The organism is Xylanivirga thermophila (assembly GCF_004138105.1).
GTDB lineage: Bacteria > Bacillota > Clostridia > Caldicoprobacterales > Xylanivirgaceae > Xylanivirga > Xylanivirga thermophila.
Genome location: NZ_RXHQ01000018.1, coordinates 16,778 through 38,183, shown reverse-complemented (window position 1 = coordinate 38,183; position 21,406 = coordinate 16,778). Strand labels below are relative to the sequence as shown.

The following is a 21,406-nucleotide window of genomic DNA, read 5'->3' as shown; positions in this document are numbered from 1 at the left end:
GCTATATATTCTTATATATTAGCTGTATAGATTGTCCCTTTGAACTAATTCTTCACTGCTCCCAAAACAAGTCCCTGTACAAAATACTTTTGAACAAAAGGATATACAAGTAGAATCGGAACAGTAGCAACAACAGTCATAGCCATCCTTATTGATTCCGGAGAAACCGTCTTTGCTTGAGCTTTATTCAGACCATAGCTATGTATATCCTGACTAGATGTTAATTGCACCTGTGCATTTACTAATATTTTTTGTAGTTCAAACTGCAATGTTGTTAAACGCTTGTTATGTCCGCAATAAAGATAGGTATCAAACCATGAGTTCCAGTGCCCCACTGCAATAAACAAAGATAATGTAGCAATAGCAGGAACACATAGTGGCATAATAATTTTAGCAAATATTATAAAGTCATTTGCACCGTCAAGCTTTGCTGATTCTTGAAGTGCAATAGGTAAACCTTCAATATAAGAACGAAGTATAATTACATTAAAAGCACTTATAAGCCCTGGAATTATATAAACCAAAAATGAATTAATTAGATTTAAATTTCTCATCAGCATATATCCAGGAATCATACCTCCACTTATGTACATCGTAGTTACAAAAAGTGCAGAGACAAACTTCCGGGCAAAAAAATCTTGCCTGCTAAGCACATAAGCCAACATAGATGTAGAAAATATTCCAAGTGCTGTCCCTATTAAAGTGCGTAAAGCTGATATGAAAGTAGCCCAACCAATTGATGGATCATCTAATATCTTTTTATAGTTCTCCAATGTAAATACTCTAGGTACAATAGTTATACCCCCACGCACTGTATCAATAGAGTCATTAAATGATACGGCCAATACATGTAGAAATGGATATAATGTACAAACAGCAATTATTAACATAATAATATAATTAACTATATTGAATATATTATCACCAAGTGAACGTTTCAATCTTCCCGCCTCCCAATCAACTAGATAACCCTTATATCTGTTGTTTTCTTGCTAACTGTATTTGCAACAGTAAGCAATATCAATGATATAAGCGATTTAAACATTCCTGCTGCAGTTCCTAATGAATACCTGCCACTTCCTATTCCATAGTTTAAGATATAAATATCTAGTACATCTGCATATTCTTTTACCAAGGGGTTTCCAAGTAATAATTGTTTTTCAAAACCTATATTTATTAAATTTCCTATACTCATTATTAAGATTACAACAACTGTCGGCATAATCCCTGGCAAAGTAATATGCCGCATTTTAGCGAACCTTCCAGCACCATCAACAGTAGCGGCCTCATATAACTCAGGATTTATAGATGATATAGATGCTAAAAAAATAATAGAATTCCAGCCTAGCTCTTTCCAAACATCTGCAGCAGTTACAATCCACCAAAAAGATTTAGGTTCAATTAAAAATTGCACAGGCTTATCCTTTATACCAAGATTTAACAACAAATTATTTAAAGGACCATTCATTGATAACAATTCAGTAACTATACTTGCTACAACAACCCATGAAACAAAATGGGGTAAATATGAAACAGTTTGCACTGTTTTTTTAAATCTCAAATTATTTATCTCATTCAATAATAAAGCCAAAATAATCGGAAGTGTAAATCCAAAGAGTAAACCTAACAAACTCATAACGATAGTATTTCTCATAACAAGATAAAACATCGGGTCTTTAAAAAGTTTTATAAAATGCTTAAATCCTACCCATTGCTGCTCCGAAAATGGTATACCAGGTTTATATTCTTGAAAAGCCATAGTCCAACCCCAAAGAGGTACGTAGGCAAAGATAATCACCCATATTACAAAAGGTAAAGACATCGCTATTAGATATTTTTGTTGAGATAACGTTTTATGTATATTTTTACTTGAAAATTTGTTTTTTACATTTTCCCTCGCTTTTACTGATACCATTTAAATCACCTCCAAAGTTTATCAAACAATATTAAATATAAATCTGCTCTTTTTAACACCTCCCTTTCTTTTTAATTTCATGACTAAATTTAGTCATGAAATTAAGTTTCTAAAAAAATTATGAAGAATATAACGTAAATCGATCTTTATATAAAGGTACTTGGAATAATTCTTTTATAACCAAAGCTACCGTTCCCAATTCCCAACCAATATTACCTAGTTCTGATTTTTTTACTTCAATATCTATATACCTGCTAAAAAAACTATTCGTTACCGCATTTAGTACATTAGGGGTCAACCATTCTTCCGCTTGCACGCCTTCATCTGCCATTATTATAGTAGAAATATTAAAAAGATTAATTGCACTTACCAAACCTAACCCCAAATTATATCCTGCCTCATTATACGCCTTAATTGCAACCTTATCCCCATATTTTGCAGCTTCACGAACATCATCTATCCATACTTGTTCGTTACTTTTATTATGAAGAATAGAATTTGAATTATCTTTTGCTAGCTCTAAAGCCCTATTCACTATAAATTCTTCATTTGAGTATCTTTCCAAGCATCCTTTTTGTCCACAATAGCATGGTGCCCCATCTTTTTCTAAAATTATATGTCCAATTTCACCTGCGCCTCCAAACTCACCCCTATATATTTCTCCATTCAATACAATGCCAGCGCCTATCCCTATACCGCATTCTACCAATAAAAAATTATCTAAATTTTTACCTGCTCCATACATCATCTCGGCCAAAGTATATGCATTAACATCATTGTCAACAATAACTGGAACATCTATAATCCGTTGAATTTCAGACTTAAACGACACATTATTCCAACCCAATAAAGATGAATTTATTAAAATACCATTTTGTGTATCAACAATACCAGAAACACCAATACCAATTCCTAATATCTCTTTGCCTTCTCCATTAACTTTAGAAAACCATAACCTAATTTCATTTAGTATGATATCCATAACAACGTTTGAAGAGGATCCTTTTACATATTCTTTTATAGCTTTTGCTACAATTTCTCCATTAAGATTTGATAAGGTAAAAATAACTTTTCTGACTTCTATTTTTATTCCAATTATATATCCATAGTACTGATTAAAAAGTAGATGTATTGGCCTTCTACCGCCTGTAGACTCTCCCTCGCCCTCTTCATATATAAAACCCTCTTTTATTAACTGATCAGCAATTCTTGTTATACTTGAAAGACTCAACCCTGTATTTTGTGATATCTCTGTTCGACTTATTGGTCCTTTTGTCCGTATTTCATTTAAAACTAGGGTCTTGTTTAGATCCCTTAATAGTGCTTTACTGCCTTTTCTTAATCCATTCATTGTATAAATTCACCTTCTAGGAAATATTTCATTATAAATATAACATACTTTCTATATGAAATCAAGTAAGAATACTATATAACTTTATTTCATAATTTAAAAATGTCGCAAGTTTTGTATCAACTACAATAAAAGGAGATACCAACCTTAAAAGTTGGTATCTCCTTTTATTGTAATGAGTAAGTCTATAAGCCGAGTTCTGTATTAGACGATCATCTGTCTAGGCCTATCGTTACCGATAGGCTCCAGCGACCTTACCAGGACGTGACGGGCCGCCACAAAACGTCCTATTTGGTCTTGCTCCGGATGGGGTTTACAGAGCCATTCCAGTCGCCTGGATGCTGGTGAGCTCTTACCTCACCTTTCCACCCTTACCTATAAAATAGGCGGTATATTTCTGTTGCACTTTCCTTAAAGTCACCTTCACTGGGGATTACCCAGCATCCTGCCCTATGGAGCTCGGACTTTCCTCGTCTGTTTTATTGGAACAGACGCGATCATCTGGCTTACTCACTTCATATTCAATTCTGAAATATAATATTAACATTAAAAAATGGTATCGTCAACTATAATATAATGGTTACTTTGGCATATATAGTATTCTACCACAGTTTTCGCATTCCACCACTTTTTCTCGTGCTTTAACATTTTGCACAACTAACGATGCCAACTGCATATTACATCCATCACAACAAGTACCATTAATAATAGCTACTGGCATTTGATAGTTTGATTTTAGGGTTTGATATTTATTTAAAAGTTCCTTATCTATCTGCTTTTTAAGCTCATCTCTCTTTTGTTTTGCCTCTCTATAACCTTGATTTATAACCCTTACTTCCTGATCATATTCCGACTTAATAGCATTGTAATTTCTTTTTACCTTTGCTAGATATCTCCTTATTGAATCCAATTCCCTATTGAATTGTTCAAAATCCTTCATGAACTGTAGGAGTTCTTCTTCTTTTTTATCAATTTTTTGTTTTAAATTATCCGCATTTTTTTCAATTTGCTCTAGCTGTTTTAAATTTTTTATAGATCCATCAGTTATTTTATCCCTATCTGAATTTAAACTACTTACCATGCTCTCATATTCATGATGTATTTTGCTAAGTTCATTACTCTTTTTATCTGCTTCTTCATTAAGCTTTAAAAGTTTGTCCTGCTGTTTCATCAAATTCCTTTTTAGTTTTACCAATTTATGTCTAACAGGTAATTTCTTCTTCTCCTTCTGACAACTAGCCATCTTTTGTTCAAGTTCCTGATATTCCCATAACAAATCTAACTGTCCCATCTTCCTTCCTCCTTTTGTACCAAAGTAAAATCTCGTGCCAAATATATTAATCCCCCTATTGGGGGAGTACACATATCCAATTATATAAAAAGGAATAAGAAAGACTTATTCCTTAAAATACATAATAGGGATCAACTTGTTTATCAGGTACTATGACCTCTATTCTATATTGTAAACCATCTAACGCCTTTTGTAAACTAGTAATTAGTTTTGATACAATAGGAATTTCTGTCGAAAAATGGCCTGCAGCAATAACAGGTATGCCTAATGCATTCGCCATTTGGGCCTCATGATATTTAAGTTCTCCAGTTACAAATACATCTGCGCCTTTATATTTTGCCATACCTACTAGGTCGCCTCCCGCCCCTGCACAACTACCTACCCACTTGACTTTTTTATCCCTATTGCCTACTATGGCTACACTTCCTGCATTCAGACTTCTTTTAATATATTCAGCATATTCGATAACCGACATAACCTTTGGAAGCTGTCCTATCCTTCCTATGCTTGGTACCTTTACCCTATTTGCCAATTGATACACATCGTATGCTACCTCTTCATACGGATGCACTTTAAGCATCGCATCCAATACCTTATCTAAATGAGATTTGGGCACAATGGTTTCCAATCTAATTTCATGAACATGTTCAAGCATCCCCACATCGCCTATATATGGTTTAGCTCCTTCAAGGGGTAAAAAAGTACCTGTACCTTCTCCTTGAAAAGTACAATGACTATACCCGCCTATACATCCAGCTCCCGCCTCTGCCATAGCATACAATACTTTTTCCTCGTGTCCCTTTGGAATGTATACAACAATCTTATAATAAGGCATACTATCAACATATGTAAGAGGTTCAACCTCATTTAATCCCAGTATATCAGCTAATGTATCATCTACTCCACCTAAAGCCTTATCCAAATTTGTATGTGCACATAGAACTGAAATATCATGCTTTATAAGGGGACAGAGTATCTTACCTGTATAAGAATCCAGCCTTATATCTTTTATAGGTTTGAATATTATTGGATGATGGGAAATAAGCATATCTATATCCTCTTTTACAGCCTGTTCTATCACCTCGGGCGTCGCATCAAGGGTTAGCATAATCCGTGATACATTCTCTTCCATATCGCCAAGGAGCAGTCCAACATTGTCCCAATCTTCAGCATATTGAAACGGAGCAATCTGTTCCATTATATCTACTATATCTCGAACTTTTGCACCCATCCATATACCTCCTCATATTTTAATAGTCTTGTTTTCAATTCATCCATTCTCTTTTTTGCTGTTTGAGTGTCCTGCTTTTCCAAATGACTAATCAACTTCTTTGTCTTATCCATCTTTTTATATATAAATTTAGGTAAATATGGATCATGATTTACTATAAGATTATACCCTATCTCATAGTATATATCATCCTCAACCGTTTGACTACCATGCCTTGCCACCATTACCTCATAAAACTTTTTATCTTCATATACTAAAACTTCATCCTCTATTGCGAAGCCATTATTTAAAAGATAATGTCTTAATTTTTCCTGACCCATCATAGGTTGTAGTATAAACGTATCTATTTTTTCTGCTATATCTAATCCATCTTTAAGCATATTACCTATAAGTACGCCACCCATACCGGCTATTATTACCGTATCAACCTCTCCAATTTCAAGGGGCAAGAGCCCATCCCCTACCCTAGTATATATTTTATCCTCAACTCTGTGATTTTTTATAATGACTTCAGCTTTTTTAATGGATTTGCTGCTTATATCCGTAGCAATAACAGTTTGGGCTATTTTGTTTTCTATAAGATATACAGGCACATATCCATGATCCGTTCCAATATCTGCTACCTTAACAGATGGTGGTACCTTGTCTGCTATCTTTTGTAATCTTTTGCTTAACTGCATACTTTCACCCATCTACAATAAATTTGTATCAAAAAAAGGCACCATATATATGGTACCTTTTATACTATAAAATGGTGGGCCTTCAGGGACTCGAACCCCGGACCAACCGGTTATGAGCCGGTTGCTCTAACCAACTGAGCTAAAGGCCCTCGAGCTGACAGAGATTATTATAACATCATCATAGTATATTCGTCAATAGTTATTTTAAATTTTTTTAATAAATGCATTTCTTATAACTGCAGGTACTTCCCTAATAAAACCTTTTATCTCGCTACATTTATGCTGCTTTACAAACACCCCTGAATAACTGGCATCCATACCCAATCTTTTTGCTATAATAGATGACCTTTTTAAATGAAATTTGTTAGATACTATTATACTCGTTCGTAAACCACGTTCATCCATCTTAGCTTTAGAGTAGCTTATATTTTGAATAGTAGAAAATGATCTATCCTCCATTATAATCTTTTCTTCATCTATTCCATGTTTTGATAGATATTCTTTCATAGCCTGGGCTTCAGAGATATTCTCTCCCTGCCCCTTGCCACCCGATACAATTATATAGTCTGCATAACCAGCATTATATAACCTCAAGCCCTCATCCAATCGAGCCATCAAAAGAGGGCTAGGAATATTACCATATACACTACATCCAAGTATTATTATACAATCAGCCTTATAAGGACTTGCCTGTATACCGAACAATATTATGCTTGATTCTAATACTATAAAGGAAACCAGAAATATCATCAAAATCTTGAATATGACTGCTCGCTTTTTTCTCATATCATAGCCTTTCAATATATAATTATATAAGTATAGTATATTATATTATATCTAGAAACAAATCAAGAGCTTTATTTTACTGCAATCAATTGAATTCTAGATAATTACCAAAAATGATTGACCATTCAAAATCGTTTGTGTTAAAATCTTTGTAGACTATATTCTTGATAGGAGGTAATGAACATTAGCATTATAAAAGCCATCATACTAGGGATAATACAAGGACTTACTGAATTTTTACCAGTAAGCAGTTCAGGTCACCTGGTATTAGTACAAAATATATTTGGCCTTGAAGGAGATATGCTGCTATTTGATACAATGCTGCATGTAGGCACATTACTTTCAATACTAGTAGTGTTCTGGAAAGATATAGCATATATGTTTAAACACCCTTTTAGTAAATTGCCAATATATATAATAACAGCGACCATACCTACAGTAATAATAGCTCTTTTATTGAAGGACAAGGTAGAAGCCGCTTTTGCATCCGCATCTACACTGGGATTTGGTTTTATCGCAACTGGTTTACTACTTTTGTTTGTAGAATTAACCCAGTCAGGGCATAAGACTTTAAAGAATATGCAAATTAAAGACGCGCTTTTAATTGGTACCATGCAAGGTATAGCCATTTTCCCAGCTATATCGCGTTCAGGATCCACTATATCAGGTGCACTTCTTGGAAAATTGGATAGAAAATTTGCAGCAAAGTTTTCTTTTCTAATGTCCATACCCGCCATTTTGGGATCAGTAGTGCTCCAGGCAAAGGATTTAAATGAAGCAGTAACTGCTGCTTCTGTAACTCCAGCTATAGCGGGCATGATAGCTGCTTTTATATCTGGTCTTATCGCAATAAAAGCTATGATAGAAATAATAACCAATAAAAGTCTTAAAGGGTTTTCATATTATTTGTTTACATTAGGTGGTTTAGTATTGTTGGATCAGTTTGTATTTCATATTTTTCTATAAAAAAGAGGCGAAAGCCTCTTTTTATAATTGTGTCATTTTTGATTTTTTTTATTTTTCTGTCCATCATCCTTCTTAGTAGATGTAGCTTTTATTATAACAAAACTAGCTATACAAAATACTACGACCATAGATAATACAGCTATTTCATCTGGAGCCATACGTTCACCCCCCCTTGCTTGAACTTTATTAGTTCAAACAAGGAACGCTCTTATATTTGCTCCCATTGAAATATGAAGGAATTCTCATAATTATATTTTCCCTTTTATCAATCTTATCAGTTCTATAGTAAAAAACAAATCTTATAACTGCCAGTATACAAACTATTAACAATATCAATAATGTTTGCCACTTTTTTGAACTATATCTCATATTATATCTATATTGTTCTGTCTGCGGCGAACTGGACACTATGTATGAAAACTCATATATTATATCCAATGTTTGATCTCCATGTGAATGGTCCATATACGGGGTATGGTATAGACATATATAAACTTGTTGATACGTAGTACAAAGTAAAAATACAATAAAAATTATGATTATTGCATATACAAGTTTTTTCATTACCTCACCCCCAACCATTTTACAAAAGTATGTATTAATATATAAATTATATATGCTACTCGCCTAAAAGTATAGATATATAAAAAAAGTTTTTATCTGTAATATGGTATATAAGCTCTATTTATTTTTATATTAAAAAATGTACTTACAAAAATAGATAGCCGAAATTATCGGCTATCTATTTTAATCAAGATAATCCTTTAATTTTTTACTTCTACTAGGATGCCTTAATTTACGAAGGGCCTTGGCCTCTATCTGTCTTATCCTCTCACGTGTTACATTAAATTCTTTACCCACTTCCTCTAAAGTCCTGGCACGTCCATCTTCTAGCCCGAATCTGAGTTTTAAGACCTTCTCTTCTCGAGGAGTCAATGTATCTAGTACATCTACTAGCTGCTCCTTTAACAAAGTAAATGCAGCGGCATCAGCAGGTGCTGGTACATCATCATCTGGAATGAAATCACCTAGATGACTATCTTCCTCTTCCCCTATGGGGGTCTCCAATGATACGGGCTCTTGCGCAATCTTTTGAATTTCCCTTACCTTTTCCTCAGAGATACCCATCTCCTGTGCAATCTCTTCTGGAGTAGGCTCCCGCCCTTTTTCTTGCAACAATTGCCTTGATACCCTAACCAGTTTATTTATAGTCTCTACCATATGGACTGGAATACGTATAGTTCTAGCCTGATCTGCTATAGCCCTAGTTATAGCTTGACGTATCCACCAAGTAGCATAAGTACTAAACTTATAACCTTTTCTATAATCAAATTTTTCCACTGCCTTCAAAAGGCCTAAATTGCCTTCTTGTATAAGGTCTAAAAATAACATACCGCGTCCTACATACCTCTTTGCAATACTGACAACCAGCCTTAAGTTAGCCTCTGCTAATTTTTTCTTGGCTACTTCATCTCCTGCCTCCATACGCTTTGCAAGCTCTATTTCCTCTTCTGCAGTAAGCAGAGGAATCTTACCAATCTCCTTTAGATACATCCTAACTGGATCATCAATATTTACCCCTTCAGGTACGCTAATTTCTACTTCTTCTTCTTCCTCTTCCTGTTCTTCATTGGCACTATCATCCACTACATCAATTCCTAAAGTTTCGAGGGTCTCATATACCTTTTCAATATGTTCAGGTTCCAACTCTATCTCTTCCAACATATCCATGATCTCTTTATATGTTAAAATGCCCTTGGCCTTTCCTTTTTCTATAAGTTCCTTTATCTTTAATTTTTTTTGCTCATTATTTTTCATAGGCAGTTCCCTCCTTTCCAGACTCTACATTTTCAATCTGTAGTTTAAATCTTCTAATTCCTGTATTATAGATCTATATTCATCTAGATCAGCTATTCCATGCTGATCCATATCAGCAATTTGCTTTTGTAATTTTCTTCTTCTATCTTGTAAGTTATAAATCTCTATTTCCTCTATACAATCTTGGACATACTTATTAATATTATCATACTCCATTTCTCGCGCAAATATTTCAGCTATTTGCTCCATTTTTTCCTTATCTTTAACGTATGATAGTACGGCAGCAACATTTATCTCTTTTCCCTTTTCAAGGAGCTCCATAATAATCTTAGCTACCTCCTTATTAATATCAACCTGAAACTGTTCTACAGTTAACCTTTTAAATACCTCTTTAGCTATATCCTCATTTTGAGCCATCAAATTTATAAGCCCCTTCTCGGCCTTTATATAGCCAGGTAATAGCGCTGTTTGAGTTTCCAGCCTTCTAATATGGCTATTATTGCCAACACTCGGGTTTTTTACACCTTTTGGGCCATTTCTCGATAATAGTTTGTCTATCTGCTGGTATAGCAACTCTGATTTAAAGCCTGTAAGGCGTTCGAGACGTTTTATATGTACGTCCCTCTCCAGTACGTTATCTACCGTTATTAGAATATTTGCAGCTTTAGTAGCATAACTAACCCTGCCTTCCACAGTCTCCAAATCATGTTCATTTTTTAGATGATCAAGTTTATAATCTATGAGGGATACCGCCTGATTCATAAGTTTATTAAAATATTCACTCCCATACTTCTTCAGTACCTCATCAGGATCCATACCCTTTGGAAATTCCATTACTCTAATCTTTAGCCCAGCTCTGTACAATATATCCAATCCCCTTAGTGTAGCTCTCTGGCCAGCTGCATCGCCGTCATATGCTATAAAAACTTCCCTTGTGTAACGCCTTATAAGGCTGGCCTGCCCTTGCGTTAGCGATGTGCCTAAAGAGGCTACCGCATTTTTAAAGCCATATTGATGTAGAGTAATTACATCCATATATCCCTCTACTATAATTATGTTTTTAAGTGGACGTTCCTTTTTCGCTAAATTAAGGCCAAAAAGAACACTACTCTTATTAAAAACAGGACTATCGGATGAATTAAGATATTTAGGAAGAGAATCATCAAGTACCCTCCCACCAAAGGCTATTACAGTCCCTCTAGGATGTATAATGGGAAACATCACCCTGTTTCTAAATCTATCGTAGCTTTTATTATTCTTTTGTATTATAATACCAGATTGTACAAGCTCTTCCTCTTTAAATCCTAGCTGCAACAAATAGTCTTTTGTATTTTTCCAGCCAGCTGGTGCATATCCTAGTCCAAATCGTCTTATTGTCTTTATATCCACTCCCCTAGACGTCAAATATTCAAGTGCCTGCTCTCCTTTTTGAGAAAATAGCTGTCTGTGGTAGTAACGGGCTGCTTCCCTGTTTATATCATAAAGGGTATCCTTTGTATCCTTAGAATGTATAGCCTGATTAGGGCTTACAGTTTCAGGTAGAGATATACCTACCCTATCTGCCAGATACTTGACAGCTTCTGTAAAATTTAACCCTTCAATCGACATTATAAATGAAAAAACATCTCCACCAACACCACAACCAAAACAATGGTATATCTGTTTCTCAGGATATACATGAAAGGATGCTGTCTTTTCATTATGAAAGGGACACAAGGCAAAAAAACCTCTCCCGCTTGGTTTTAAAACTATATATTCTGAAACAACATCTACTATATCGTTTCTTGACCTTACTTCTTCAATCCAATCTTCTGGAAGAAAATTGTTCATGGCGTTCACCCGACTTTTCATTTATATAACTTCGCCAAATTTTTTGTTTTTCCTTCTTTTTTTGTCATTATACTCGATAATTTAAATATTTGTAACATATGCAAATACTAGTATATGTTCCAGGCATGGGGCATGAAGGTCTCATAGAATAAATTTAATGCATATCTATCACTCATACCTGCAATATAATCACATACTACCTGTTGCACTCCATAAAAATCAATGTTACAATAGTATTCAGATGGGAGTTTGTCGGCGTATTTTAAAAAGTAGCTATAGAGTTCTTCTATAACATACGCCGCTTTTTTTTCTTCATTCCTGGCCCATTCATTAAGATAAACCTCCTCAAACATAAATTTTCTAAGTTTTTCAGTCGCAATATCTATTTTATTGCTCATACATATATTAGCTTGGCCAGTGCTGTTTACAATAACATCGGTAACCATACTGTTTATTCTTTGAGCATGGGTAGTCCCTAATATATCTATGCAATCTTTTGGTAAATCATCCGTTGAAATTAATTTTGCCCTTATAGCGTCATCTATATCATGATTTATATATGCTATCCTATCACTTAAGTTTACTACTTGCCCCTCCAAAGTAGATGGGCGGGAGGATTTTGTATGATTTAATATACCATCCCTAGTTTCCCATGTAAGGTTTAATCCTTTACCATTTTCCAGTACTTCTACCACCCTTAAACTATGAACATTATGTTTAAAACCAAAGTCAGTTATACCATTAAGCACTTTTTCGCCTATATGCCCAAATGGTGTATGTCCTAAATCGTGTCCCAAAGCAATTGCCTCAGTTAAATCCTCATTCAGCCTAAGGGCCCTAGAGACAGTACGGGCAATCTGGGCAACCTCCAATGTATGGGTAAGACGAGTGCGATAATGATCACCTTCTGGGGCTATAAATACCTGTGTCTTGTGTTTAAGGCGTCTAAATGATTTGCAATGTATAATTCTATCCCTATCCCTCTGAAATTCAGTACGTATGATACATTTTTCTTGAGGATACTGACGCCCCTTTGAATTACTACTGAGTGCTGCATAAGGTGATAGAATCTGCTTTTCCAGCAATTCCGTATGTTGACGTATATCCATAAAAATCACACCCAATGATATATAATATCGTATGTTATTTATATACTGAACATTTATGGGCTAAACATATATTTTATTGTCTATAATAATATATACAACATTTATATCTAATATCCTTCTTTTTAAGGCTGATTTTTATAAAACCATTAAAAAATGCATGGAATAAACTCCATGCATTTTTTATATAATCCTATTTATTTAAAATCTCTTTTACTCTAGCTTGAGCTGCAGCTAATCTAGCAATCGGCACTCTATATGGTGAACAAGATACATAGTTAAGCCCTATGTTATGGCAGAACTCAACTGAACTTGGATCTCCACCATGCTCACCGCATATACCCAGTTTAATTTCTGGATTTACTGGTTTTGCAAGTTCGACAGCCATATTCACTAGCTTTCCTACACCCTTTTGATCCAATTTTGCAAATGGATCACTCTCAAAGATGCTCTTGCTGTAATAGTCCTCTAAGAACTTACCAGCGTCATCCCTTGAGAAACCAAATGTCATCTGAGTCATATCATTGGTACCAAAGGAGAAGAACTCAGCTTCTTTTGCTATCTCATCAGCAGTTAAGGCAGCTCTTGGTACCTCTATCATAGTACCTACCTTGTAGTCTATATCTACGCCCTTATCTTCCATAGCAGCCTTTGCAGCCTTATCTATAGCCTCTTTTACATAACTAAATTCCTTAACTTCACCTACTAATGGCACCATAATCTCAGGTACTATATCGTAGCCTTTTTCCTGCTTAACCTCTATAGCAGCCTCTATGATAGCACGAGCCTGCATCTCCGCAATTTCAGGATAGGTTACAGCCAAACGGCAGCCACGATGACCGAGCATTGGGTTGAACTCCTGTAAGCTCTGTACAATTCCTTTAAGCTCTTCAAAATCCAATCCCATTTCCTTAGCCAAATCCTGTATATCATCATCCTCATGTGGCAGGAACTCATGTAGAGGTGGATCTAAAAGTCTTACAGTAACAGGTCTACCTTCCATAGCCTCATATAACCCCTTGAAGTCACCTTTCTGTATAGGTAATAATTTTGCCAGGGCCTTTCTTCTCTGCTCTTCTGTACGTGCTACGATCATCTCTCGAACAGCAGGGATTCTTGTTTCATCAAAGAACATATGCTCAGTACGGCATAGTCCAATACCCTCTGCACCAAATTTAACGGCTTGAGCAGCATCCTTTGGTGTATCGGCATTGGTCATTACCTTAAGTGTTCTCGTAGCATCTGCCCATTCCATAAATGTAGCAAAATCACCTGAAACAGCTGGTGGCTGGGTAGCTATAGATTCACCATATACATATCCAGTACTACCATCTAATGAAATAAAGTCACCTTCGTTATATTTTTTCCCTTTTGCAATAAAGTATTTTTCTGTCTCATTTATGGTAAGCTCACTGCATCCAGCTACACAGCATCTCCCCATACCACGAGCAACAACAGCAGCATGGGATGTCATCCCACCACGGCCTGTAAGAATACCTTCTGCTACATGCATCCCCTCTATATCCTCCGGAGATGTCTCAAGACGTACTAGAATAACTTTTTGGCCGTTCTTACCAGCTTCTACAGCCTCTTCAGCAGTAAAATATATCTGACCGGCAGCTGCACCAGGTGATGCAGGTAATCCCTTTGCAATAGGATCAGCAGCTTTTAATGCCTTAGGATCAAATGCAGGGTGCAATAAAGCATCCAACTGCTTTGGTTCTACCTTTAAAAGTGCCTCTTCCTTTGTTAGTTTGCCTTCATTAACCAAATCAACAGCTATTTTAAGGGCAGCCTTTGCAGTTCTCTTACCATTTCTGGTCTGTAACATATAGAGTTTGCCTTTTTCAATGGTAAACTCCATATCCTGCATATCTCTATAATGATCTTCTAGCTTTTGAGCAATATTTACAAATTGATCATATATCTCAGGCAATGTGTTCTGAAGATGGGATATGGGCTCAGGAGTTCTTATACCAGCAACTACATCTTCACCTTGTGCATTCATCAAATACTCACCATACAGTTTCTTCTCACCTGTTGAAGGATCTCTGGTAAATGCAACACCGGTACCTGAATCATCTCCCATATTACCAAATACCATAGCCTGTACGTTAACAGCAGTACCCCAATCACCAGGAATATCGTTTAATCGTCTATAAACTATTGCCCTTGGGTTATTCCATGAGCGGAAAACAGCCTTTACAGACTCAAGCAACTGTACCTTGGGGTCTTGAGGGAAATCGTTCCCCATCTCTTTTTTGTACAGTTCTTTATAACGCTCTACAACTTCTTTTAGATTTTCTGCTGTTAAGTCAGTATCAGCCTTCGCGCCATTTTTTTCCTTTACATCATCCAATATAGCATCGAATTTAGTTTTATCTATCTCCATAACAACATCTGAAAACATCTGAATAAAACGGCGATAGCTATCATAAGCAAAGCGCTCATTATTGGTTTGTTTAGCCAAACCTTTAACAGCAACATCATTTAAACCAAGATTTAGTATTGTATCCATCATTCCAGGCATAGAAGCCCTAGCACCAGAACGAACTGAAACTAGAAATGGGTTCTCTAAATCACCAAATTTTTTACCTACTATTTTCTCTACCTTTTCCATTGCAGCATAGATTTCATCCACTATCTCAGATGCAATCTTCTGTCCATCTTCATGATACCTTGTGCATGCCTCAGTAGTTACAGTAAAGCCTTGTGGAACTGGTAGTCCTAAGTTTGTCATTTCAGCAAGGTTAGCACCTTTACCACCAAGCAGTTCTCTCATATTGGCATTACCTTCACTGAAAAGATATACGTACTTTTTTGACATACTCACGCCTCCTATGTATGTATTTATATTATTTATTTATTTAAAATAAAATAGTTTGCCAACCTTTATATTATACAATTTTCATTGATAGGTCAACACTCATCACCGATTTTATCTATAAAATCTTTAGATTTTATATTTTTTCCTAGATAATAAACAACATAATTCGACAGTATCTTTTTAAGCTCCCGCCTAGTATTCGTGGACATCTTTAAACTATCCATGCGCTTCATATCCATTTCTAGGATATACTGCATAGTTTTTATAGTGCCCATTTGGATAGTATATCCATTCGACGTTCTATTATAACACCTAGGGCATAAAAGCCCGCCTTGGTCAATGCTAAACTTAAAATTTTTATCCAAATCATTTCCACAGCTAACACATCTGTAAACTTGCGGTCTATACCCAAGTATATCCATAAATTTAAGCTCAAATATACGCGTTATATCCTCGGGATTTGTACTTCCATATGCAAGATATGTAAGCGTGCTAAGGAGCAGATGGAATAGGGGATAATTCCCCTCATTAGAATTTATAGCCTGCTCCGTAGCATTTAATATATAGGTAGCATACGCAAATTTGTCTACATCTTCCCTAATATCAAAAAATATATCCTTAACTTCGGCCTGGGATACAATATAAAAATTATGCACTTTATATAGTACATAATCACCATAGCAAAATGGTTCACTAGTTGATAAAAATCTGCTCTTGGGCTTTCTGCATCCCCTTGCTATGGCATCTACCCTTCCCATCCCCGGTGTTAAAAGAGTAAGCATTCTATCAGCCTCTTTAAAATTGGCGTACCGTAGGACTATGGCCTGTGTCTTCAAAATCCTCATTGTTTGCCTCCGTATTCTGGAGATCACCCTGAACTGCTTTATAAAATAAATAGCTGGATACAGATCCAGTTTGTTCGAAAATTTTCCATAATAGATCATCCATGCTGAAAATGCCTCCTCCTATATGTTGTCCAATATTAGATTTCCCAGGGCATTTTCCATCTATCCCATGTAAAATAATCCGTATACGTCAAAAACCGTCAACCTTTTGCTATATTTTTATTTATAGCCAAGCGTTCTAAGCATACCAGGGCTGTTCCTCCAATCATCCTTTACCTTAACCCATAGTTCTAAATATACATGCGTATCTAGTAGCTTTTCTATATCCGATCTAGCACTGCTGCCTATAGCCTTTAGCATACTCCCGCCTTTACCTATTATTATAGATTTATGGGAGTTTTTTTCACAATATATAGTTGCATTAATATCTATAATATTTTTATCATCACGTTCTTCCATATGCATTATCTCCACACCTATTCCATGGGGAATTTCCTCCCTTAGAAAATTTAGTGCCTTTTCCCTTATAAGTTCTGCTATTATGATCCTCTCAGGTTGGTCTGTTATCATATCTGGAGGATAATATTGGGGACCTTCCGGCATATATGAACGCAATATATCTTCCAGTTGATTCAAATTTTCACCTGTAGAAGCAGATACTTTTACAATTCTATCAAATATATCAAATTGTTCTATCTTTGATAGTTCCCCGTCTATTTTTTTAGTAGACATACCATCTATCTTATTAGCGGCAAGTATAATGGGCGCCTTTACCCCTTTTAGCATCTCAATTATTCTTTTATCTCCTCCACCTATGCCATCTTTAATATCTACCACAAAAAGAATTGCATCCACCTCATCAAGGGTGCTACTAGCAGCGTTTACCATATATTCTCCCAGTTTATTTTTAGGCTTATGTAGCCCTGGGGTATCTATAAAAACTATCTGATATTCTGGACGGGTAAGTACACATTGTATTCTATTTCTAGTAGTTTGTGGTTTATTCGATATTATTGCAATTTTTTCACCTATCATAGCATTCATAAGTGTAGATTTTCCTACATTTGGTCTTCCAATTATAGATACAAATCCTGAATGATATTTTCCCATATTACTTATCACCTCTTTATCTAGTTATCTCAAGCTTATCCAATATTTCCTCTTCCCTTTTACGCATTCTATCCCTCTCATCATCCTCTTCATGATCATACCCGAGTAAATGGAGCATGCTATGTACAGTCAAAAAACCCACTTCTCTAATAAAACTATGACCATACTCATTAGCCTGATTTTGTGCCCTCTCAAGGGATATAACCACATCGCCTAAAACTACAGCATTTGTTTCAGGGTTTATCTCATACTTCACATCATCCATAGATACTTCTGCCTTATCACAATATGCAAAACTAAGCAATGGAAATGACAATACATCTGTAGGCCTATCTATATCTCGATATTCCTTGTTTATCTGGTGTATAGTTCCATCATCTACCAATGTTATACTAACCTCTGCTGGAAAATTGAAATTTTCCACATTTAACGTCTTTTCTACACATTTTTTCAACACCATCTCTATATCTTCTGAATACTCGACCTTATCTTGTCTGTTATCAATTTCTACTAGCATTTGATTTTATTTTTTCCTCCTCTAAATTCACATTAGGATACTCTATCCTTTCGTGAAATATACCGCATAACACCTTTACAAAGGCATTAGCTATATTATCAAGATCCTTCAGCGTTAAATCACATTCATCAAGTTGTCCATCCGTCAATCGATCCCTTATGAGTTTACGTATAAACTCTTCTATCTTTGCAGGCGTAGGATCTGATAATGATCGCGCCGCAGCCTCTGCCATATCAGCCATCATAACTATAGCTGCTTCCTTCGTTTGTGGCTTAGGACCAGAATATCTGAAGTCATCTAGATTTGTATTCTCCTCACCATTTTGTTCCTTTGCCTTATGATAAAAATATATGACTGGTGTAGTCCCGTGGTGTTGAAGTATAAAATCATGTACCACCTCAGGTATCTTATAATGCTTTGCAATATCTATACCATCCATAGTATGCATAGTTATTATATGGGCACTCAATTCAGGTCCTATCTTATCATGTGGATTATCGCCTAGTTGATTCTCCTTAAAGAAATAAGGACGTTTCAATTTACCTATATCATGATAAAAAGCCCCAACCCTGGCCAAAAGTCCATTAGCACCTATGGCATCGGCGGCATTTTCGGCCAGATTTGCCACTATTATGCTATGATGATAAGTACCAGGAGCCTCCATAAGTAAGCGCTTCAATACAGGCTGATTGGGGTCTGATAATTCCACTAGCTTTATAGGAGTTACTATGTTGAATAGATTTTCCCATATGGGAAGTGTCCCTATGGTAAGTACAGATGACAATAGTCCACCCCCTACGCCCATTGCACCACTGTTTAACGCTTGAGACCAACTGTTTCCAGATATGAGTTGCATTGAAAATATAACTGCAAAATTTACGAGTCCAGCAACAAGTCCAGCTAATACCAGATTGTTACGCTGCTGTGAATTGTTTGATATATATATCCCCATAGCCCCGCCCAATAGGATAGTCATAACCACCGCAAACTGGTTATCAAGCATCACCCCCAGTAGGATAGACAGAGCTGCATTTATTACTAGAGCAATCTGTGAACCTGTAAGTACCGTTATAAGCATACCAGCCATAGCAGACGGTATCAGATATACATCTAACCACGACACAACATAGCAAATACCTATTACTAGACACAATATAAGTCCTACTACACATATCATAACAGGCTTCTGTATGAGCTGTTTTTCAAAGTTAACAAAGTGCATAGCGATTATAACCATCACTACAAATATTATAAGACCTATTCCCAATGTAAGAGGCATATCCATCTTTTGATTTTTTAATATACCCAATTCCCTTAAAATCTCTATTTGGTTTTGAGTAATTGGTTGGCCGGCTTGTACTATATATTGCCCCTTTTTATACATTACATGTTCAACATCTTCCGCTGCCTTTTCCTTTTCCCTCTCTGTAGCATCATTATCATACAACATATTAGGCTGTATAATCGTCCCTCCTATGGTAGTCCCTAAAAATTTAAGTTCATTGGACAATGGCAACGCCTGTATATTTTCCCTCAAAGTATTTTTAGCCTCATATAAATTTTCTTTTTTTATACCAAACTCTAACATATCTAAAAGTGACTGTTTAAGTGCATTATAAAGCTTTTTCATATCATTTTCATCGGCAGTTATGCATGTTACCAGATCATCACTTGAAAGCTGTATGGTAAATTTTTTCTCCAGTTCTGTTAAAAAAGCATCATCCAGCACGTCTGTTATACTCTCTATCTTTGTTTGCTCTTCCCCTGTGAATTTTTCTCCAGTATCCCCCTGTTGTTCATTTTCTTGATCGCCTTTTTGCTGACTCTGTGCACTCCTAAATCTCTCTCCCGCCATGTTGCGTGCATCTTTTATACTCGCAAAAACTGTATCCAGTTCCTTTATAACTTCCTCACTTATATGCTTGTCCAATCTATATACAGCAGGTACATTTTGTTTAGCCTCTTCTATCCTCTGATGAGTCAACAATTTATCCTCTACATTACGAGGCGCCTTTATGGGTTCATCTAATATATCACCTACAGATAGGTCATATTGTTTGGGAGAGATTGAAACTATTATCATTACAAAAATAATAGCATAAGTGGCTATTAATATTAAAATATTCAGCATTCTCTTATTGGTAAAAAACTTGAACCATTTACCACTATTTGGAGCACCGCCTTTTTTCAAGGCCAGATTGTTCATAATTAGGCCCCCTTGTTATTATATCTATCATATGCCTCTATAATCTTCATCACCAATTCATGCCTTACTACATCCTTATATGTAAGATAGGCAAACCCAATCCCCTCTATATCTTTAAGCACCTTCTCTGCTTCTATAAGTCCTGAATGCTTATCACGTGGCAAATCTACCTGAGTTATATCCCCTGTTATAACCATCTTTGATCCCGTACCCATACGGGTCAAAAACATCTTCATCTGTTCCGATGTGGTGTTCTGAGCCTCATCTAGTATTATAAATGAATCATCTAGGGTACGACCTCGCATGTATGCAAGAGGGGCAACTTCTATAACACCATGTTCTATAAATTTTAGATAGGTATCAGGTCCCATAAGATCATATAAGGCATCATATAGCGGTCTTAAATATGGATCTACCTTATTTTGCAGATCTCCAGGTAAAAAGCCTAATTTTTCACCTGCTTCTACTGCCGGTCTAGTAAGCACTATACGATTTACCCTTTTGTTTTTAAATGCAGTAACTGCCATAGCCATAGCAAGATATGTCTTACCTGTACCTGCGGGTCCTATACCAAAAACCACATCATTTTGTTCTATGGCATCTATATACCGTCTTTGTCCCATAGTCTTGCATTTTATAGGTTTTCCCCTATAGTTTAAGCATATTACCTCCGACATTATATCGTCTATCAAGTTGTCATTTTCCTCCAATATAAGGTCCATAGTATAGCGTACCTTGCTTTTATCTATCACCTCTCCTTTCTTTATAAAGCAAAGCAATTTCTCCATTATATCCCACGCCTTTTGTACTTTATACTGATCATCGCCTAATATCTTTATATTAGTATCACGTGCAATTATACTGACTCCCAGCCTTTCCTCTATCTGTTTTACATTTTGATCATAATCTCCAAAAAGGGCCACCATA

General features: G+C 35.8%; 19 protein-coding genes, 1 tRNA gene and 1 other RNA gene. 1 reads left to right on the top strand and 20 read right to left on the bottom strand.

Annotated features, from left to right (window positions below; translation table 11 throughout):
- Positions 1-44 precede the first annotated feature (44 nt).
- The 9 genes from EJN67_RS09115 to EJN67_RS09075 all read right to left on the bottom strand — a co-directional run bounded on the left by EJN67_RS09115 (position 45) and on the right by EJN67_RS09075 (position 7,254).
- Positions 45-941 (bottom strand): ABC transporter permease family protein, encoded by an 897-nt coding sequence (locus EJN67_RS09115; RefSeq protein ID WP_165000822.1) that lies wholly within the window; start codon positions 939-941, stop codon positions 45-47.
- A gap of 20 nt (positions 942-961) precedes the next feature.
- The gene (locus EJN67_RS09110; protein ID WP_129724017.1) at positions 962-1,915 is read right to left on the bottom strand and encodes an ABC transporter permease; all 954 of its coding nucleotides are present in this window, start codon (positions 1,913-1,915) and stop codon (positions 962-964) included.
- Between the two features lie 118 nt (positions 1,916-2,033).
- Positions 2,034-3,266 carry an ROK family transcriptional regulator gene (locus EJN67_RS09105; RefSeq protein WP_129724016.1) on the bottom strand — a complete coding sequence of 411 codons (1,233 nt, stop codon included), beginning with the start codon at positions 3,264-3,266 and terminating at the stop codon, positions 2,034-2,036.
- A gap of 172 nt (positions 3,267-3,438) precedes the next feature.
- An RNA gene (rnpB, locus tag EJN67_RS09100) (RNase P RNA component class A) lies at positions 3,439-3,779 on the bottom strand.
- A gap of 67 nt (positions 3,780-3,846) precedes the next feature.
- Positions 3,847-4,557, bottom strand: coding sequence for a zinc ribbon domain-containing protein (locus tag EJN67_RS09095; RefSeq protein WP_129724015.1), 711 nt, complete (start codon positions 4,555-4,557; stop codon positions 3,847-3,849).
- A gap of 112 nt (positions 4,558-4,669) precedes the next feature.
- Positions 4,670-5,788: a Nif3-like dinuclear metal center hexameric protein gene (locus EJN67_RS09090; protein WP_129724014.1), complete on the bottom strand. Its 1,119-nt coding sequence runs from the start codon at positions 5,786-5,788 to the stop codon at positions 4,670-4,672.
- Positions 5,764-6,468 (bottom strand): tRNA (adenine(22)-N(1))-methyltransferase, encoded by a 705-nt coding sequence (locus EJN67_RS09085; RefSeq protein ID WP_165000821.1) that lies wholly within the window; start codon positions 6,466-6,468, stop codon positions 5,764-5,766. Before EJN67_RS09085 ends, EJN67_RS09090 begins: the two co-directional genes overlap by 25 nt.
- Positions 6,469-6,540: 72 nt before the next feature.
- Positions 6,541-6,617: transfer RNA gene (locus tag EJN67_RS09080), tRNA-Ile, on the bottom strand.
- Between the two features lie 55 nt (positions 6,618-6,672).
- Positions 6,673-7,254: a YdcF family protein gene (locus EJN67_RS09075; RefSeq protein WP_129724012.1), complete on the bottom strand. Its 582-nt coding sequence runs from the start codon at positions 7,252-7,254 to the stop codon at positions 6,673-6,675.
- A gap of 177 nt (positions 7,255-7,431) precedes the next feature.
- Here EJN67_RS09075 and EJN67_RS09070 point away from each other — a divergent pair, with 177 nt between their 5' ends.
- Complete coding sequence (locus EJN67_RS09070) at positions 7,432-8,220, top strand: undecaprenyl-diphosphate phosphatase (RefSeq protein ID WP_243641272.1); 789 nt, start codon at positions 7,432-7,434, stop codon at positions 8,218-8,220.
- Between the two features lie 32 nt (positions 8,221-8,252).
- On the opposite strand, the gene EJN67_RS14400 is transcribed toward EJN67_RS09070, so the two are convergent.
- The 11 genes from EJN67_RS14400 to EJN67_RS09025 all read right to left on the bottom strand — a co-directional run bounded on the left by EJN67_RS14400 (position 8,253) and on the right by EJN67_RS09025 (position 21,405).
- Positions 8,253-8,378, bottom strand: a complete 126-nt coding sequence (locus tag EJN67_RS14400; RefSeq protein WP_279387724.1) for a hypothetical protein — start codon at positions 8,376-8,378, stop codon at positions 8,253-8,255.
- Between the two features lie 589 nt (positions 8,379-8,967).
- Positions 8,968-10,038 (bottom strand): RNA polymerase sigma factor RpoD, encoded by a 1,071-nt coding sequence (gene rpoD / locus EJN67_RS09065; protein ID WP_129724011.1) that lies wholly within the window; start codon positions 10,036-10,038, stop codon positions 8,968-8,970.
- Positions 10,039-10,062: 24 nt separating this feature from the next.
- Positions 10,063-11,868, bottom strand: coding sequence for a DNA primase (dnaG, locus tag EJN67_RS09060; RefSeq protein ID WP_165000820.1), 1,806 nt, complete (start codon positions 11,866-11,868; stop codon positions 10,063-10,065).
- A gap of 107 nt (positions 11,869-11,975) precedes the next feature.
- On the bottom strand, positions 11,976-12,977 hold the full coding sequence (locus EJN67_RS09055) for a deoxyguanosinetriphosphate triphosphohydrolase (protein ID WP_129724009.1): 1,002 nt from the start codon (positions 12,975-12,977) through the stop codon (positions 11,976-11,978).
- 190 nt (positions 12,978-13,167) lie between these two features.
- On the bottom strand, positions 13,168-15,801 hold the full coding sequence (ppdK, locus tag EJN67_RS09050) for a pyruvate, phosphate dikinase (RefSeq protein ID WP_129724008.1): 2,634 nt from the start codon (positions 15,799-15,801) through the stop codon (positions 13,168-13,170).
- Positions 15,802-15,893: 92 nt separating this feature from the next.
- Entirely contained in the window at positions 15,894-16,646 is a 753-nt protein-coding gene (gene recO / locus EJN67_RS09045) for a DNA repair protein RecO (protein ID WP_165000819.1), read from the bottom strand.
- The gene (locus tag EJN67_RS14050; protein WP_165000818.1) at positions 16,597-16,749 is read right to left on the bottom strand and encodes a YqzL family protein; all 153 of its coding nucleotides are present in this window, start codon (positions 16,747-16,749) and stop codon (positions 16,597-16,599) included. The genes recO and EJN67_RS14050 overlap by 50 nt, the downstream gene beginning before the upstream one ends.
- Positions 16,750-16,865: 116 nt before the next feature.
- The gene (gene era, locus EJN67_RS09040) at positions 16,866-17,756 is read right to left on the bottom strand and encodes a GTPase Era (RefSeq protein ID WP_129724006.1); all 891 of its coding nucleotides are present in this window, start codon (positions 17,754-17,756) and stop codon (positions 16,866-16,868) included.
- A gap of 16 nt (positions 17,757-17,772) precedes the next feature.
- On the bottom strand, positions 17,773-18,216 hold the full coding sequence (gene ybeY / locus EJN67_RS09035) for an rRNA maturation RNase YbeY (RefSeq protein ID WP_394347514.1): 444 nt from the start codon (positions 18,214-18,216) through the stop codon (positions 17,773-17,775).
- A 40-nt stretch (positions 18,217-18,256) separates the two neighbouring features.
- Positions 18,257-20,479: an HD family phosphohydrolase gene (locus EJN67_RS09030; protein WP_129724004.1), complete on the bottom strand. Its 2,223-nt coding sequence runs from the start codon at positions 20,477-20,479 to the stop codon at positions 18,257-18,259.
- A 2-nt stretch (positions 20,480-20,481) separates the two neighbouring features.
- Positions 20,482-21,405, bottom strand: a complete 924-nt coding sequence (locus EJN67_RS09025; RefSeq protein WP_129724026.1) for a PhoH family protein — start codon at positions 21,403-21,405, stop codon at positions 20,482-20,484.
- Position 21,406 lies beyond the last annotated feature (1 nt).

Bases quoted from the DNA above. Each gene is read 5' to 3' on its own strand.
- EJN67_RS14400 (WP_279387724.1), bottom strand. From the start codon at position 8,378: ATGGCTCCAGATGAAATAGCTGTATTATCTATGGTCGTAGTATTTTGT.
- EJN67_RS09110 (WP_129724017.1), bottom strand. From the start codon at position 1,915: ATGGTATCAGTAAAAGCGAGGGAAAATGTAAAAAACAAATTTTCAAGT.
- ppdK (WP_129724008.1), bottom strand. From the start codon at position 15,801: ATGTCAAAAAAGTACGTATATCTTTTCAGTGAAGGTAATGCCAATATG.
- EJN67_RS09055 (WP_129724009.1), bottom strand. From the start codon at position 12,977: ATGGATATACGTCAACATACGGAATTGCTGGAAAAGCAGATTCTATCA.
- EJN67_RS09030 (WP_129724004.1), bottom strand. From the start codon at position 20,479: ATGAACAATCTGGCCTTGAAAAAAGGCGGTGCTCCAAATAGTGGTAAA.
- EJN67_RS09025 (WP_129724026.1), bottom strand. From the start codon at position 21,405: ATGGTGGCCCTTTTTGGAGATTATGATCAAAATGTAAAACAGATAGAG.
- era (WP_129724006.1), bottom strand. From the start codon at position 17,756: ATGGGAAAATATCATTCAGGATTTGTATCTATAATTGGAAGACCAAAT.
- EJN67_RS09090 (WP_129724014.1), bottom strand. From the start codon at position 5,788: ATGGGTGCAAAAGTTCGAGATATAGTAGATATAATGGAACAGATTGCT.
- EJN67_RS09075 (WP_129724012.1), bottom strand. From the start codon at position 7,254: ATGAGAAAAAAGCGAGCAGTCATATTCAAGATTTTGATGATATTTCTG.
- ybeY (WP_394347514.1), bottom strand. From the start codon at position 18,216: ATGGTGTTGAAAAAATGTGTAGAAAAGACGTTAAATGTGGAAAATTTC.
- rpoD (WP_129724011.1), bottom strand. From the start codon at position 10,038: ATGAAAAATAATGAGCAAAAAAAATTAAAGATAAAGGAACTTATAGAA.
- EJN67_RS09105 (WP_129724016.1), bottom strand. From the start codon at position 3,266: ATGAATGGATTAAGAAAAGGCAGTAAAGCACTATTAAGGGATCTAAAC.
- EJN67_RS14050 (WP_165000818.1), bottom strand. From the start codon at position 16,749: ATGGATGATCTATTATGGAAAATTTTCGAACAAACTGGATCTGTATCC.
- EJN67_RS09095 (WP_129724015.1), bottom strand. From the start codon at position 4,557: ATGGGACAGTTAGATTTGTTATGGGAATATCAGGAACTTGAACAAAAG.
- recO (WP_165000819.1), bottom strand. From the start codon at position 16,646: ATGAGGATTTTGAAGACACAGGCCATAGTCCTACGGTACGCCAATTTT.
- EJN67_RS09070 (WP_243641272.1), top strand. From the start codon at position 7,432: ATGAACATTAGCATTATAAAAGCCATCATACTAGGGATAATACAAGGA.
- dnaG (WP_165000820.1), bottom strand. From the start codon at position 11,868: ATGAACAATTTTCTTCCAGAAGATTGGATTGAAGAAGTAAGGTCAAGA.
- EJN67_RS09085 (WP_165000821.1), bottom strand. From the start codon at position 6,468: ATGCAGTTAAGCAAAAGATTACAAAAGATAGCAGACAAGGTACCACCA.